General features: G+C 39.0%; 9 protein-coding genes. 1 reads left to right on the forward strand and 8 read right to left on the reverse strand.

Going from position 1 to position 16,760, the window contains the following annotated elements; all coding sequences use genetic code 11:
- Positions 1-149: 149 nt before the first annotated feature.
- The 7 genes from HUU81_RS14030 to HUU81_RS14060 all read right to left on the reverse strand — a co-directional run bounded on the left by HUU81_RS14030 (position 150) and on the right by HUU81_RS14060 (position 11,383).
- Positions 150-3,263, reverse strand: coding sequence for an efflux RND transporter permease subunit (locus HUU81_RS14030; RefSeq protein WP_199609556.1), 3,114 nt, complete (start codon positions 3,261-3,263; stop codon positions 150-152).
- Complete coding sequence (locus HUU81_RS14035; protein WP_199609557.1) at positions 3,256-4,602, reverse strand: efflux RND transporter periplasmic adaptor subunit; 1,347 nt, start codon at positions 4,600-4,602, stop codon at positions 3,256-3,258. The genes HUU81_RS14030 and HUU81_RS14035 overlap by 8 nt, the downstream gene beginning before the upstream one ends.
- Positions 4,595-5,239 (reverse strand): TetR/AcrR family transcriptional regulator, encoded by a 645-nt coding sequence (locus HUU81_RS14040; protein ID WP_199609558.1) that lies wholly within the window; start codon positions 5,237-5,239, stop codon positions 4,595-4,597. Before HUU81_RS14040 ends, HUU81_RS14035 begins: the two co-directional genes overlap by 8 nt.
- A 331-nt stretch (positions 5,240-5,570) precedes the next feature.
- Positions 5,571-6,203 (reverse strand): PEP-CTERM sorting domain-containing protein, encoded by a 633-nt coding sequence (locus HUU81_RS14045; protein WP_199609559.1) that lies wholly within the window; start codon positions 6,201-6,203, stop codon positions 5,571-5,573.
- Positions 6,204-6,433: 230 nt separating this feature from the next.
- Positions 6,434-10,540, reverse strand: a complete 4,107-nt coding sequence (gene cobN, locus HUU81_RS14050; protein ID WP_233520512.1) for a cobaltochelatase subunit CobN — start codon at positions 10,538-10,540, stop codon at positions 6,434-6,436.
- Entirely contained in the window at positions 10,497-10,844 is a 348-nt protein-coding gene (locus tag HUU81_RS14055) for a DUF2149 domain-containing protein (protein WP_199609560.1), read from the reverse strand. Before HUU81_RS14055 ends, cobN begins: the two co-directional genes overlap by 44 nt.
- Positions 10,844-11,383, reverse strand: coding sequence for a MotA/TolQ/ExbB proton channel family protein (locus HUU81_RS14060; protein WP_199609561.1), 540 nt, complete (start codon positions 11,381-11,383; stop codon positions 10,844-10,846). The genes HUU81_RS14055 and HUU81_RS14060 overlap by 1 nt, the downstream gene beginning before the upstream one ends.
- Before the next feature lie 222 nt (positions 11,384-11,605).
- Between HUU81_RS14060 and HUU81_RS14065 the strand changes: the two genes are divergently transcribed.
- A complete protein-coding gene (locus tag HUU81_RS14065; protein WP_199609562.1) occupies positions 11,606-13,783 on the forward strand; it encodes a TonB-dependent hemoglobin/transferrin/lactoferrin family receptor in 2,178 nt (725 codons plus the stop codon).
- A gap of 228 nt (positions 13,784-14,011) precedes the next feature.
- Here the strand turns inward: HUU81_RS14065 and HUU81_RS14070 are convergent, their stop codons facing one another.
- Positions 14,012-16,750 (reverse strand): AAA domain-containing protein, encoded by a 2,739-nt coding sequence (locus tag HUU81_RS14070; protein WP_199609563.1) that lies wholly within the window; start codon positions 16,748-16,750, stop codon positions 14,012-14,014.
- Between the last annotated feature and the right edge of the window lie 10 nt (positions 16,751-16,760).

A 16,760-nucleotide genomic window follows, 5' to 3' on the forward strand; every position in this document is an offset into this window, starting at 1 on the left:
TACTCAACGAGCAATTTTGCATCAATCATCATTTATTTTACGTACATTGTAAGTAATTGGAGAGCAAATACGCTCTCCAACTTAATGGTTAGTAACTGCGGGATGCTTAGCTTAAATGTTTAGTTTAGATATTTAGCTTAGCTGTTTGGCTAAGCATCATAGGTCAATGCTTTGTGATTATGTACCAAGTTATAGTCAGCCAATACCGCGTATGCGCATGGGATCACGAATAAAACCAATAACGTAGAGGTAAATATACCAAACACAATAGAGATGACTAAAGGCTGTACCACCTGTGCTTGTAAGCTGGTTTCTAGCAACAGGGGAAGTAATCCCGCTGCCGTGGTGAGCGAGGTTAAGAAAACCGCCCTAAACCGTTCACGGCTTGCGCTAATCACCGCTTCTTGCACTTCGTCTCCTTCATCTACGTGATGGCGAATATACTGCACGAGTAAAATAGAATCGTTAACCACAATACCGGCTAAAGAAATAAAGCCCATGATACTTGGCATAGATAAATTAAAACCTAAAAGAAGATGCCCAAAAATAACGCCGATTAACGCCATAGGAATTGCTAACATCACAACGAAGGGCTCTATGTAACTGCGAAACTGAAAACTTAAAATGGCAAACAAGCCAAATAAACCGATAAGAAATCCGGCGACAAATGAGCTGCCTGTTTTACTCGACTCTTCAGCAGAACCTGCTAGTACAATGCGTAGTGAAGGATAATCTTTTTGTAATTTAGACTGTAATTCACTGGAAAATTTGGCAAGAATTTCGCCGCTATTAGTGACGTTATTGTCAACATCGCCAATTACGGTTACGGTTCTAATCCCGTCGACACGCTGCACTCGAACAAAAGAGCGCTGATAGTCTAAATTGGCAATCGCACTCAAAGGTATTTGCTGGCCACTAGGTAACATAATAGGAAAGTTAATTAATTTGGTTAAATTGTCAGCCTCGTTTTTATTAAGCCTTACTTCAATCTCTATGCTTTCTGCGCCCACTTGGATTTGATCCGCTGTTTGCCCTAATAATGCACTACGCAGTTGTTGAGCAATCATTGATCCATCAATCCCGTAAGACTGGGCGCTATCGGCTAAACTAATTTTAATTTCTTGCTTGCCCGGTCGCATATCATCTATTACACCAGTAACACCGTTAAACTGTGTTAAATAACGCTGCAACTCAACTGATGCGCTTTTTAGTGTATCTAAATCACGATGTTGTAGCTGTATCTCTAGGTCTCGTCCAGCTGGCCCTAATGCGGGTTGTTTAAATACCATTGAAATAGGATCCGCTTTTTCTTCAACACTGTGACGCCACTGTTGAATAAAGTGTTCAATGGATGTATTTCTTTGCTCTGCAGAGAATAAATCTAAACGAACCGTTGCAACATGTGCACCTTTTTCCCCCGCATCCGCATTAAAATTAAATTGGGCGGTAATGTCTTTGATTAGCGGTTCAGGCTCGTCATTTTCAGCGGTTAATGCCTCACCCACTTGTTTTGCCTGTTTAACAACCAGTTCAACGATTGCCTGTGTATCTGCCAGCGCAGTGCCCGGAGGCATAATAATGCGCGCTTCAGCAATATCACCGTCAAGCTCAGGAAATGGCACCATCTTTAATACTCCGCCCGCTATCATCGAAATCGCCAATAAAAATAATGCAAAAGTGCCGCCAATCGTTGCATAACGCCACTTCACTAGTAATGTGACTGTGTTTACTAGCTGCGTATTTTTAACGTCTTCGAACTTTTTAAGAAATGCGGCTTTGAAACCCGTTGCTGCTTTTTCTTTTTGGTGCTTTGTTAAAGAGTGGTGTAGGTGGTTTGGTAGAATTAAAAATGCTTCGATTAAGCTAATAATCAACACAAGAATTAATACCATGGGTACAACGGCTAGCACCGATCCAATTTGTCCTTCAAGACCGAGTAAACTGCCAAAAATACACACGGTAGTGAAGAAGGATGAAAAGACACCTGGCGCTACTTTTTTAACTCCCTCGATGACTGCTTTATCTACGTTGTAACCACGTTCGCGATGGGAAGCGATAGATTCTGCAATCACGATAGCGTCGTCCATCATTATGCCAATGGCCATTAATAGTGCCACTAACGACATCATATTGATGGACAGACCAAACAAGCTCATTAGGTAAAGACCGCCCATAAAGGCAACGGGTAAACCTGCTGACACCCAGAATGAATAACGCAGTGAAAAAAACAGCCACATTGATAGAAAAACTAAAATGATCCCTTGCCATGCATTGCTTACCATCATGGCAATACGGTCGCCTACTAATGTAGACATGTCGTTGGTTAAACTAATTGAAACCCCGTCAGGCGCAATTTTCTTTTCTGCTTCAATAAATTCATCAACGCGTTGCTTTATTCTTAGCACATCATCGGCTTTATTCTTTTCTACTTTTAATATGGCGGCTGGCTTACCGTTAAATTCGATATACTCTTCGTCTAATTCGAACCGATTAGTGATAGTAGCAATATCGCCCAACGTAACGTTGCCTCCATTCGAGTTTGAGGCCACCACTAACGATGATAGTTGCTGTGCGGTAACTCTACGCTCATCAACACGTACTAATATGCTTTTATCGGGCAAGTCAATTGTTCCTGCGGGCATTCTTATATTTTGTCGACCCACTTTATCCGCAACCTCTGCCGCAGTAAGCCCTAATCGGCGCATATCAGCTTGGTTCAGCTCAATTCGAAGTTGATGATCAGAAAAACCAGCAATGCGTACAAGACTAATACCTGCATCAATTTTTAATCGGCGTTTCACGTCTTCAGCGTAGTCTTTCAAATGTGCCATGTCTGTATCTGCATATATGGCAATATCAACCACAGGATCAGCCCAATTAATTTCTTGAACTATTGGCGATTCTATTTCTTGCGGAAAGTCATCAATTGCATTTATTTGCGTTTGCACATCCACTAACATGCGCCCAAGATCTGCCTTATCATCTAGCTTTAAGGTTAATTTCGCCAAGCTTTCTTGCGCGTCACACTTTACCTCTTCAATATTAGCAAGGCCGTCTACAGCATCTTCCATTCGTAAACATACACTTTCTTCTACTTCAATGGGCGATGCGCCGGGATAAACAATGCTCACGGTGATCACCGATAGCTGAAACTCGGGAAACGTCTCGCGCTTAAGATCACTAACGCTGCTGATGCCTAATACAATTAATGCCAACATCAATAAATTGGCAATGGTTGGATGCCTCGCAAAAAATTTAATCATTGCTTAAACGCTCCGCACCCGTTATTGACTTCTCACCACGCTTGTTTTCATTCTCTGCAATACGCAGTTTCATACCTTCAATGGCAGGAATTAAATCGTTTTGTACAATGCGATCTCCTGCTTGTACATCGCCGCTGATTGCAACAAGCCCATTATTTCTAAAAAGTATGGATACAGGCAGCATGCGCAGTGTGTCTTCTTCAGTCATCACATACACTTTATCGCCATGAAGGGCTTTTTCTTTCACGATTAAGTGTGGTTTTGCAGCGCCCGTAATAGTAGCGCTAACAAACATGCCTTTACCTAATGGCGGTTTGTTGGGTAAATCAAGTGCCTTAAAGTCTTGCTCAACTTCCAAAAACACGCCTATGGTAGCGCTATTCGCATCGATTTCTTGTGCAATTCGGGTAACCCTTGCAGGCCAATGAAAGCTTTGGTTATTGAGCGTAAGCGTAATATCCCCTGTAAAATTGGCTTTTTCAATTGACGGAAACAATTGCTCGGTTGGAATAATATCTAAACTCGCCACGACTGTTCTTAAATCGTGAACCGCAAGTTCAGCTTTAACTTGAACACTTCCTAATTTATGCGCTACCAGCATGGTTTCCCCTAGCGCCACCACTTGGTCTTGCTCAATATTGACTTCAGCGATTCTGGCATTAAACGGCAATGTTAATTTGGTTTTAGCGAGTTTTCGCTGTGCATCAAGTAACTTATACTCGTCCACCTTTAACTGCGCCTCTGTTACTTTTGTATCATCGGGTAACAGCTTTACTCTACTTTGAATGTCCTCTACCACCTTTAATTGTGCGTAGTAGCTTTGTTCTTGTTGTTCTAAATTGGACGCAGAAATAAGCCCTTGCTTGTTGATATTCGTTTTTCTGTCAAGCTCTTGCTTAGCAAGGGTGAGTCTTTGTTGTTCTATTGCCAAACTCACTTTAAGGTTTTTCTCTTCCTGTAACATTCTTGCCAGTTTGACTTGTGAGGCATTTTTGTTGGCTTGCGCTTGTGCAACCATTAATTGATATTCAACCGGATCTATTTCCAATAGCAGGGTGTTTGCTGGCACCATACGCCCTGACTCAAGTACCGGATTACGGTAAATAACACGCCCACTTACTTCTGCAACGCCGCGCCACACATGCTTTGGCATAACACGTCCAAACCCGGTTACCTGAGGTGCTATCACTTGCTGTTTTAGCTTACTTACCGTTACTAATTTAGCGCGTTGAATATTATCTTTCACCTCAGGTTGTTGTTTCAAGAGCACAGAAACAATAACAAAAAGCACGCCTGCAATTAATCCAACAAATAATAATGCTTTAGTATTTTTAATCATTGGACTCTTCCTGTGATTTCATCAACCCCTGACTAAGCAGTTGCATGTTTTGCTGTGCGAGTATTGTTAAAAATTCTGGGGTAATTTCTAAGTCGAGCTTCGATTTCATCAGTTCAGGAATAATAAATGGGAAAATAACTAGGCTCATAAAACTAAGTTTTGCGCACTTTACATCTACGCCTTCTTTTAATAATCCATTATTTTTGAGTTGATCAAAAAATTGCATATCTTCCGGTCTGATTAACTCGTCAACAATATTAAAAATATCGCTATTTTTAGGTGTTAATTTCATATTTGCTAGGCGATAGATCAGCCGAGGAAAGCTAGGGTATTGCGCCATTACCTGATAGTAAGTATTCATTAATACGGCGGGGTTGCGTACATCGGCCGATTTGTTTAGCTCTTTCACCTTTTGTACAACAGGCGCTATGGTTTCTTGGATTACTGCTATGAAGAGGTTAAGTTTAGAGCCGAAATAATACCGAATTAAAGCCGGATCTTTACCTGCCACTTTCGCTATTGCTCTAATTGAAACCAGCTCATAATCTTGCTCGATAAAGAGCTGTCGGGCTGCACAAATTAACGTTTCTCTATGTTGCCCTTTGCTTTTGGGGCGTCCTACTTTTGCTGTACTCATGGCATTCACTTTTATTCCTCAATTGAAGAATATAATAGTGAATCACCAATTCATCTACTATCTAATAAATTCCTCAAAAACATGCTATTTGAAGAATTTTACTTAAAAATAGAAAACCGTTAGGCATTTTGTAGCAGTTACAAAATAAGAAATGAGAAGTAAGAAATGAGAGCGCAAGAAGGAAGAAGAGAAGAAGGTTTGAACTTGAAATTAAGATGGTGCGGTGTGCTAATACTAAGCCGTAATACTAAGCCTTAAGACTAAGCGGCAGCGCAATACACTGCGCGCCACTCTAGTGGTTCAATATAATAGCGTTATATTGAATTGATCATTAGCCTTTAACGCGACTAACACCAAAAAATGCAATAAGGCCCAGCATAAATATTACTAATACTGATGGCTCTGGTACTGCCGCCGCACGTTGTTCCACTGAAACTAAAACACCTTCTAAGCTTGAGCCTGCAAATAAGTTATCGTCAAAATATGTGTACTCAAAATCAATATCACTTAATGCAACTGGTGCATTTGCCCAATTGGTTGGCAACGCACCATTATCATAACTTTGGCTATAGTCTAAGAAACCAAATCCAATATACTCCCAGATAAGACCTTGAGAAAATTCGCCATAAATATCAACAATGTCTCTAGTACCCTGATGAACTACCGATAACTCAATCTCCAATGGGTTTAATGTTAAACCTTCAATAGTGAACAAGCCATTAGCAGCTTCATATGTATCAGAGTAGCTTCTCATTGGGCTAGTATCTGTCAAGCCATCGTCATATGAAAAACTACCTTTCAGTAATGAGCCAACCACAACTGAGTCATCAATCACGTTTGCATCATCATAAATATCGTCAATTTCTACAGTAAAATCCCAAATTAGTATGGTTGCGTTAACTGAAGCGGTGAATAAAGTAAGCGTTGCTAATACAACAGAACTTAAGCGGCGCAGGGTAGACATCTTATTTCCTATTTATGTTTATTAAAATAAAGTTTAAATCGACTAGTTTTTAAAGAATACTTTTTAGAGTTACTATTCTATAAAAATCGCCGATACATGCACATTTAATGCCTTTATTGTATGTGATTAATATTAAAGATTTATTTCCATACAACTAGTACAAAGTTATTATTTTTGTAAAATTAACTGACACATTCCCCCCCCAGCATCCCTGCTATGAACTAACCATATTACGCCGCCTTTTCCGTTCGCTCGCTCTCACCAGAGGTACTTTCTGTGTTCATATTTTCTTTACTCGTATTTCGCTTGTTGAATGTTCTACCTTTAGTCGGTTGTATCAAATTGTGCATAAAGCCGAGTAGAAAAATAGCCATTATCCAATACCAGTAAGCACTTATCTCTTCCTCAGTAACCTCTGCTTTAACTTGCTCTTCTAACTTTTGCCCCGTTACTTGCTCCATGTTAGGTTGGCTAGCACTAGCGTTGGCTTTAACTTGTGCATTTGCTAACGCTTGCGTCAATGGCGTTAGGCCAAATCCAAGTGCAGCATTGTCAACGTATTCAACAAACTTCTCGTTATCAGTGGCCACATCAAATTCAGCAGCAAGGTCGGTATAGGTTTCAACCATTTTCTGTATAGTTGCATCATCAGCTTGCCAGTACCCTTTACGAACGGCCTCTAACATACGTTCGATAATTTGCGCTAAACTTTCCGCGTTGTGCTCTTCAAAAAATGCTCGCATATCCATTTGGTATTTATCGTTAACATAGACATCAAAAAATTCTTGCCATTGATCATCGCGAATAGCCTCAGGCGTCATCACTTCCCAGCCCCACATATTGTTCATGCGGTCTAACATTGCGGTGGCGCCTGCATAGCCAGCATCTTGCATGGCTTTAATCCATCGGGGGTGAAAATAACGACTACGCATTTCTTGGTTTACAAATTCAGCGAGTGTTTGCGTTTTTAGCTGATCTTTTTTGCGTAAATTAGACACATACATTTCGGGTGTTTTGCCGTCTAAATGACGTACGGCCAGCCCTATACCACCAAAGTATTGAAATGGATCATCATTGGTCATTAGTGCATAAAGGTTAGTGGAACGAGAAAAAATCACGCCATCGGTGCCTGACAGCACCTTGTTGTAAAGTCCGGTTCCATCGCCAAATGTGTCTCCTACATTTTCACTCCAACGCGTTTCGTCGTATCCAAATGCATATCCCATACGATCAAGATACAAGTCTGCAAGTTTACTGTCCTTCTCCCACGTATCAGACGCTAATGAACTTGCGGCTAATCCTGTCCCATAGTTTCCGGTTTCGTTTGAAAAAATACGAATTGATGATAGGTAATCAGCGTCTTCTTCAGACTTGCCCGTTGCCAATAATTCAGTTTTAAGTGCATTGGCATGGCGATATACAAAGTTATTGTCTTCTTTCATTTTGGCGACTTTATCAATGGCCTTTGCAAGCCAAAGCATCACATTAGGAAATGCGTCACGATATAATCCTGTTGCGGAAATAACCACATCAATACGCGGCCGTTCTAACTCACCGTATGGGATAACGTCAGTGCCAATCACATTGCCTTGGTGATTCCATTTCGGTTTTAAGCCTAAGGCATGCAGTATTTGTGCTTCTAACGCGCCATGGTGTCGCATTGTTTCTAATGACCATAATGAAAACGCTAATTTTTCAGGATATTTTCCGTGCTTTTTAACATAGGCATCAATGGTTTGATTCATTAATGTAACCCCAGCTTGATACGCTTCTTTAGAAGGTACTTTGGCTGGGTTGAACCCAATTAAATTTCGCCCAGTGGGCACTGCTTGCGGATTACGAATCGGATCGCCGCCATAACTTACAGGAATATAATCAGCTTCCATTGCAGCCAACAGATTAGAAATTTCAGCTATGTTTTGAAAATTGTCCCAGTAGCTTTTCGCTATTAATAAATCTGACTGTAATTTATCACCAAGATTGTTAAGCGACTGTGGCGCTGCAATAAATTTGCTTAATAACTGATAGCCATCAAGGGCAGCTAAATGCTTTACATTACGGCTATCAAGCTGTTCGCTTTTGTTAATACTAAGCTGATGCTGTTGCTCATATTTTGCAGCTCGCGCGACAAAGTCATCGCCCAACATTTCTAGCATAGTGCTGAATAAGTGCGCCTCTTTAGGTAGTTGACCAAATTGATGAATACCTAATGGTTGGCTCATTTGTGCGAGTGCATTTAGGTGATCTTGAATGTTAGCTATAAACCGCTCAAAATCAGCCATCATGTCAGCTTTATCTATAGATAAGTCGTTCAGTATGTTCAGCTTTTCCGCCATCGCGACAATTTCTGCTTGCGTATTTGCTTGAGTTTGACCGTCCGATAACAACATGTAATTTGTTATTTTGTCGTTTAACTCCGACACTTCTGCATACAAACCAGCTTTAGCAAAACCAGGCGTCAAATGACTTATCATGGTGGCACGACCGCGACGCTTGGCTTGCATGGCTTCGCCCACGTTATCAATAATATAAGGATAAAATACGGGTAAATTACCTAGCGCTAAACTTGGCGCATCATATACTGACAACCCGCGCTCTTTGCCCGTTAACCACTCTTGTGAACCGTGCGTACCTAGGTGTATGTAAGCATCTGCCCCAAATGTTTCACGCGCGAATAAATAAATAGCTAAATAATTATGGTTTATCGGCGTCTTGGTGCTGTGATATAAGCTTGAATGTTCTTTGGCATCATTGCCTCTTACACCTTGCGGCAACACAATCAAATTACCTAAGTTCATGCGAGGAATAACAAATGCACTTAGCTGTTGGCCGTCAATGGTGGCATTTCGTAACATATTACTTTCTTGTGGTGTACCCCATCGCTCGATAATCGGTTGAGTTACACTCTCTGGTAATTGATTAAACCAAGTTAAATATGTGGAAAGTGGCATGTATTCCGCTAAGTCCTGCTCAATCAATTTTTCGGCATCTTCTCCACGATAATATGGTCGTAACAATTTACCTGCCGACTCAATTAGTGCTTCTGTAGAGGTTGTATTAATTTGATAGCCTTTCGCTTTCATGGCCAGTGAAATGTGTTGAATAGAGCTAGGCACATCTAAAAAGGCAGCGCCTATATTTTTTTCGCCCGGAGGATAATTCCAAATAAAGGTAGCAATACGCTTTTCACTATTTTCAATATGCGCAAGATTAGCATGATTAAAAGCCCGTTCTACCAGCGCATTTAACTGATAAGGAATAGCTTTTTTCTCACCCGCTTCGTTAGCTGCAATAATGGTTGGGTCGGCACTGCCAGTATCTTCTGGCATCACTAAAAAGAACGGTGTTAAAGAAGCTGACACACCTGCATGATCTTGTTCAAACTCGGCTTGGCTGCCTTCGGTATAATTTAACGCGTGTAACACTGGTACGCCTAGCTTCTCAAATTCAGTTCTGCGCTTGGCAACGTAATGCAGCGAACGATAGTTTATGATTAAATCGACTCGTGAATGATTTCCCTCGGCGGTCTCTTCTGTCAGTAAGTCGGTATAGTTTAGATCTTTATCTTCACCTTCAAAAAAATAACCAAATGCTTTAGCACCTTTCGCTTCTAATCCTTTAATCAGAGAATCTACAATTTGTTGTTGCTCATAATCAATCACACTTCTGTGCATACCAATCGCGATGACTGGCTGCTTATTCTTTACATTCAGGAAATTAAAAAATGCGGTTTCGTCCGCAGTGATCTGCCCGTTAAAGTGGTAGTGATATAACCCAGTGCTAGGCTTAACAATAGGGGCTTTAGCGACGTGGGCTGATAAGCCTAATAAATCATTGGCCAAGTAATACATCATGTTCTGATAATTTTCGCGGCCTGCGCCTTGGTAATATGCACCAATACGTTTGTTCTGCTCGGTTGATAACCCTTGGTTCATCTTCTTGTTCGCTAAGTCACCCAAAGAGATAACCGGCACAGATGGAAACTGAGATAATTTACTTTGAAACTTAGCAAACATAAATTTAGATAACGCAGGATTAATTCCATCTAGCATGATCAATCTAGCACCAGACCAAGCACTATTAATCTGTTCGTCAGACTTTCCTTTTGTTGAAAAAATCACAAGTTCGAATGGCTGATTTTTCGCTAAACCTTTTAGTAATTCACCTTTAGGTTTTGAAGCATGAGACGACATCATCAACAATATTTGCGGTTTTTCACTGGCAGCTGCACTTGGCAATATAAAGAGGGATAATAGTATCAATAAGAGGTATTTTTTAAACATGATTGCTCGCTCAGTTAGCGTTAACAGAAGAAGGTGTAGAAGAAGCTGCTTCATTTTCAGGCACATAAACAAAGCTACCATCCGCCATTTTATAGGCGACTCCAGCACGAGCGCCCTCACCTGAGCCAATGTCTCCTGTAGACTTATATTGTTTAATTTCTTTTCCTTTTTTTACGATGACTTCCATGTTTGGTTTACCTGCGTTTTTTACGACAGTGACATCATCACTATTAAAAACAGTTAATGGATTTTGCGCCAAGGCAATTAATAAAGCGGCGATAATAACTAAAAACACGTCCACTAAATTTACCGCACTCACAATGGGGTTTAGCTCTTCGTCATCATCAAGGAACCGCATTACGCTGTTCCTTTAATTTTGCGAATATTAATCAGCTCATCAGCGCACCAACGCTTTTTTACTGATGCAGGCCAGAAGGTTAAAGACGAAATGACTAATCCCCATATAACCGCCGCAAACGCAATAATAAGATTTTCACTAATCCCCTGAATATTTCCATCAGCAAGCGCTTGCAACGCAGGTCCCATTGGGATCATGGTGGCTATAAGGCCTAGCATGGGCGCGATACGTGTAACAATACGTAAGTTTTCTAATTGTTTAAGAGCAACCACCTCAAGCTCATCATCGCTAGCGTAGGGATTGTCAATAAAGTAGTTATGAATTGGATAACCAGCATGTGTTGATATGGTTTGTGTACCAGAGCCTGTTATTTGCTGTATATACACAAGTTTATTTTTCTTTCGCACCAACCATTGAGACGTAAAACGCCCTAATTCATAAATGGCATACACAACGAGTGCGCAAATTAAAACAATAACGGGCGCCATTAATAGTTCAGACGCTTTAGCCATTGTGAGTTCTAACAGCTGAATATTCACTTTTATTACTACCTTAATTAATTTAAACGGCCATATTCTATGTCGCAACCAAACTTAATGCAAATGATAATAATTACCATTTGCATTATTTTTTATTATTTATTACGCTATAAAAATGAAACGTGAACAGCTAATGATGTCAGCCCGATTTCATTAATAATTAGGCGTGTTAAACAAATACCTCTGATCATCAGAAAATAAACTCTCAAATAGGATTCAATCATGTTTAAGCAAAAGCGCAGTATGTTAGCCAGCGCCATTTCCATTGCCCTTATGACTTCGCCAGTTACCTTTGCCAACCTTATCGCCGACGATTCTGACAGTACTGACTTTGAAGTGGTTGTGATCAGTGGTACGAAAACTGAGAAGCAACTAAAAGATGTTTCTGGCAGCATTTCTGTAATGACGCAGGAAGATTTAGAGAAGCAAGCCATTACTGACATGAGCCAATTGTTCAAATATGATCCAAGCATTCAAGTCAGTGGCAGTACAGGTAACGCACAAAACATCATTGTTCGTGGTATGGGCGGTGATAGAGTGTTAATGATAAAAGATGGCATGCGCATGAATGAAGGTTACGGTGCAAATGGTCTTAACGACATTGTTGGCCGGGGCTTTATTGATACTGATACATTAAAACAAGTAGAAGTTGCTAAAGGAGCCGCCTCATCGCTATATGGTTCAGACGCATTGGGCGGTATCGCGGTGTTTACCACCAAAGACGCATCTGATTATCTGGCTAATGGCGAAACCTTCTCGGGCAAAGTGAAAGCCGGTTATCTGTCATCGGGTGAACAACAGAATATAAGCACGACACTTGCTTTAAAAACAGGACAATTCGAACACCTATTAAATGCAGGGGTTCGAGATGGCCATGAAACACAAAACTTTGATGAAACCAAGCCTGAATTAGATATCGAATCAACGAGCTTACTTTACAAAGCCAAATACAACCTAAATGAACAAGACTTTGTCGCTTTTACCGCTGATATTTGGGAGCAAGAGGTAACAGGTAATATTGCACATGGTTTATTGCAACACTTTAGAGATCTTAATGGGTATACAATCTTAACTGAAAACAGCAACAGCGAGAAAACGAACCACGCCTTTCAACTACGCTACCATACAGAAGCTAATACCGCTGTTTACGACCTATTAAATGTGTCTATTTATTCAAACGACACTGAACAAAAAGACATAGAATATGGCCAACTAGACATTAATGCTAACTTTGGTTTCCCCATTATTGAAATTAGAGACATGCAAAAAACGGCTGTTTTTAAACAAAGTACGCAAGGCTTTTTATCAAATGCGACTTTAACGTTAAACGACATGCACACACTCGGTTATGGTTTAGACATAGAGCAATCTGAAGCAGAACGCACAGAGTCAAAATTGTATAGTGTGGCTGGCGTTGCAAAAAATGGCTACCCACAAGTCAGTGATAAGTTTCCTAACACTGAAGTATTTCGTGCAGGCGCATTTTTCAATGACGAAATAACGTTACTCGATGGTGCTTTAATTACCACATTGGGTGCACGCTTTGACACTTATAAAATGGAAGCTAACACCACATCAAACGTAAATACTTACCGCGAATATGATGAAAATCACACTTCTTTAAACATAGGTTCGCTTTACCATCTTACCGACACCGTTGCAGTATTTGCTCAGTACGGTCAAGGCTTCAAAGTGCCTGCGTACGACTTAGCTTATATCAATCACGACAACTCACTATATGGCTATAAGGTTATATCTAGTGACGACTTATCACCGGAAGAAAGTGATACATACGAGCTTGGTATACGTGGCCATATCAACAACGTTTATTTCTCAAGTGCAGTTTACTATTCTCAGTATGATGAGTTTCTAGCAACTGAATTAACAGGTTTCGACACCATTACCAACCCGTATACTCAGCAAGCATCGCAAGTATCAATCTTTCAATACCAAAATATTGACTCTGTAACCATTAAAGGTATTGAAGCTGCTGTCCGCTATGACATTAATGACGAGCTGTCGGTCTTTACCAATGCGTCTTATCAAGATGGTAAGAACGACAATACTGACGAATACTTAAGCAGTATTGCACCACTATCAGGTGCTACAGGCCTTAGTTTTGAGCAGGACGCCCTGTCTGCGGAATTAATAGTAAACTGGGCTAAACGTATGCATAAAGTAAACGATGACAATATTGAAATTGCAGGCTACGGCACAATAGATCTTCTTACCAGCTACGATATTAATGACCAATTTAAGCTTAACCTAGCTATTACTAATCTAACCGATAAAGAATACGTACGCGCTATTAACGGTGCAGGACACACAAAAGCAGAAACCTTAAATAATTTGACTGAAGCAGGCAGAACCTTCTCTGCTAATATCCATTACCGTTTTTAACCCCTTTCATATCACGTGCTATCCCTAAACAGATAGCACGCAGACACTAGAAAAGAAGCAAGTTATAAGCTTATGCTGTGCTTGAATCATTTCAATAATGATATTAATTTAACAGCCGATAAAAGCTCAATAACCATTCAATAAGCCATTCGATAGCGTTTGGTAGTGATTCAAATATTCCTATTACCAAACAGCACATCTCAAATCAATATTCAGTTTCATTATCAATCAGGAAATTTCAAGTATATTTTTCAACGCGGATTCAATTTTATCCTGTTCACCACTTTCTGTAGTAGATAATCGCAGTAATGGGAGAGATATTTTGGCTAAAATATTGTTTTTGTAATTATCTCTAATTTTTTGCTGTTTGTTTAGCTCGTGAAAGCTGTAACCGTCGACTTCTATTGCTAATATTGGCTGCATATCTAACTTATTAAATAATAAAAAATCTATATGGCTATTAGGGTGACTCGCAAACCTTCTCTCTTCTATATCAAGCATTGATAAATCGCCAATTAATAAGGCTAATGCATAGTTTTTCTGATATGAAAAAGAGCTAAATGGATCTTTACTTAAAATATCATCTAATAAGGTAGACATTAGATCTTCAGATAGATAATCAGAGGTTCTTTTTACTCTTTTCATAAATGAAGTTAAAGCATCTGAATATTCTTTATATAAGCAGTCAAAAATGGAAACAGTTTTACTCTGAAAGATGCAAGGTGATAAGGATTGATACTCGATGTGCCGCAGTAAGTCACCGATGTTAGAACCTTGTTTTTTTAGTACGTTTTGAGAAGTAACTAAGGTAAATCGTTTTTTAGCTCTAGAAACAGCTACATTTAGAAGATTTGGTTTATCCATATACTTGGTTAATGTGTTTGCTGTGGCGCTAAATATTATGCTTTCTTTCTCTCTACCTTGAAATTTATGTACCGTATCTGCTGCGATATTGTTTACTGCAAGACGTGACGCAGCTTGGTCTGCCTGTGCTCTATAAGGAGAAATAAAACCTATTTCATTAACTTCTGACAATTCTAACTCGTCACTTAAAACTTCATTATTAATTACATCTAATTCTCTAATATTAATGAAGCCGCTACCAGAAGGAGGCTTTCTAGCGTGGTTGCCTTTTTCTGTTTTGATAACTCTAAAAGGGTCGGTTGAAGAAGATGTCATTGCAATCAACTTACCGTCGTAATACTTTTGATTACAAAAATCGATGATTCTCGGGTGGCAACGATAGTGCTCTTTTAAAAGTGTCTTTGGTACTGAAGGAAACAATTTATCTAGCGAAGACAATAGACTTTCATGAAAGTAACTATAACCATTTATTACACTGAATTGTCGGTCTATATCATCATGTAATGAATCATCAGGAATATGTGGAAGTTGTTGCAAATCACCAACAACAACAATATTTTTAGCACACGACAGTGATAAAAAACCCGTTAATAAGTCTACCTGCGATGCCTCGTCAACAATTAAATAATCAAATAGTTCATTTTCACTTTTGTTGTTAATAATGGAATCTGTCGTACTAAGCACTACAGGATATTGATTTAAAAAACATTCATATGCATCTCGGTTTCTTTTATAAGAATTTTCATTAAAACTAGTATCTTCGATAGATTGATATTTTTGTGCGATAAACGATTTAAATAAGCTATTAGATAATTCAGATTGCCTTTTTAGAAGGCTTTCAAAACTCTCATTGGCAAGAAGCTGTTCTAAGATATTTATTTCTTCAGATAGCTCTGTTGTTTTGCGATGATAGTATTCGCTAATAATGCTTTTAAAGATATTTTCGTTTAGTAATTTTAAATCGCCAAACCTGTAGATTTTATATCGATAAAGCCACTTAAATTTTGTTAACCAGTTTAATTTTTCAAATTGAGAGTGATACTTAAAATCAGCCAAAAAATTTAAAAGATTAGGGGTGTTCCACTTAGTAAAGAATGAAAAACGTTTGATATTTAAAGGTCGAATATCAAAATGTTTATCAAAATATTGTTTTTCTATATTAAGTCGAACAAGGTTTTCTTTGAGAGTTGCGAGCATGTTATTAGCCTCAAGCAACTCAGTTATTTTACTGCTAATTTGGTTTAATTGCTCTTTTAGGTGATAAACAGTGCTACTTTCCATTGACCAAGCTTTAAGCTCAGGTAACTCCCAGCGAGTGGTAAAGAATTGCTGTTGTGAGTCCTTATTACCTAATCTTGCAGCGATAAAGCTTATTTGTTCTTTCTCTAATTTTTCAAAAACATTGTCAATGGCGGAATTATTACCTGCTACCACTGCGACATTTTTTCCTTGCATTACTATGTTAGTAATTATATTGAGAATAGTTTGCGTTTTACCTGTGCCAGGAGGACCTTGTATTAGGCTAATTTGACTTTCTAAAGCATTAATAACTGCTTTTTGTTGCGAAAGGTTTATGCCAAAAGGAAATATAGGATAAGTTGTAAGTTTTTCATGTTTTGGTGCCGCTAGCGTAACAAAGTTATTAATAGCGCACTCAGGTTGGATAGTACCTAATTTTTTTTCGTAATATATATTTAAATGCGGCGTTTTATTTTCTAGTGACTTAGCTAAAAAGTAGTAATATTCAATTAATCTTTTTGTATCTTCATATTCTGCAATATTAGGAACTAATTCAATGTTTTCAGTTAGTTCTATTCTTTTCTCTTTATCATTAAATAGACACACATAATTTTTAAAAGAAAGCGCAAAATTCCACTTAGAGGTTCCTTTATTCTTAAAACGGACGAGGTTTTTATTGAGTTCTATTGCGATGGGTTGATCAAAATACTGTACTTTACCCTTACCATAAGCGTACATTTTATCGCTTCTACCGAAATAAACTTCGTATCTACTTCCATTTTCTACAATGGAAGAAATTTCTTTGGTTTTATCTAACCAACTGCCCGATTGGAATACTAAAATTAAAAATTTGCTCTCATCCATGATTAGTTAA

Origin of the sequence: Flocculibacter collagenilyticus, from assembly GCF_016469335.1 — a bacterium.
Classification (GTDB): Bacteria; Pseudomonadota; Gammaproteobacteria; order Enterobacterales; family Alteromonadaceae; genus Flocculibacter; species Flocculibacter collagenilyticus.

What these genes read in the sequence shown, in the direction of transcription:
- HUU81_RS14030 (WP_199609556.1), bottom strand. Translation starts at nt 3,263, where the DNA reads ATGATTAAATTTTTTGCGAGGCATCCAACCATTGCCAATTTATTGATG.
- HUU81_RS14035 (WP_199609557.1), bottom strand. Translation starts at nt 4,602, where the DNA reads ATGATTAAAAATACTAAAGCATTATTATTTGTTGGATTAATTGCAGGC.
- HUU81_RS14040 (WP_199609558.1), bottom strand. Translation starts at nt 5,239, where the DNA reads ATGAGTACAGCAAAAGTAGGACGCCCCAAAAGCAAAGGGCAACATAGA.
- HUU81_RS14045 (WP_199609559.1), bottom strand. Translation starts at nt 6,203, where the DNA reads ATGTCTACCCTGCGCCGCTTAAGTTCTGTTGTATTAGCAACGCTTACT.
- cobN (WP_233520512.1), bottom strand. Translation starts at nt 10,540, where the DNA reads ATGAAGCAGCTTCTTCTACACCTTCTTCTGTTAACGCTAACTGAGCGA.
- HUU81_RS14055 (WP_199609560.1), bottom strand. Translation starts at nt 10,844, where the DNA reads ATGCGGTTCCTTGATGATGACGAAGAGCTAAACCCCATTGTGAGTGCG.
- HUU81_RS14065 (WP_199609562.1), top strand. Translation starts at nt 11,606, where the DNA reads ATGTTTAAGCAAAAGCGCAGTATGTTAGCCAGCGCCATTTCCATTGCC.
- HUU81_RS14070 (WP_199609563.1), bottom strand. Translation starts at nt 16,750, where the DNA reads ATGGATGAGAGCAAATTTTTAATTTTAGTATTCCAATCGGGCAGTTGG.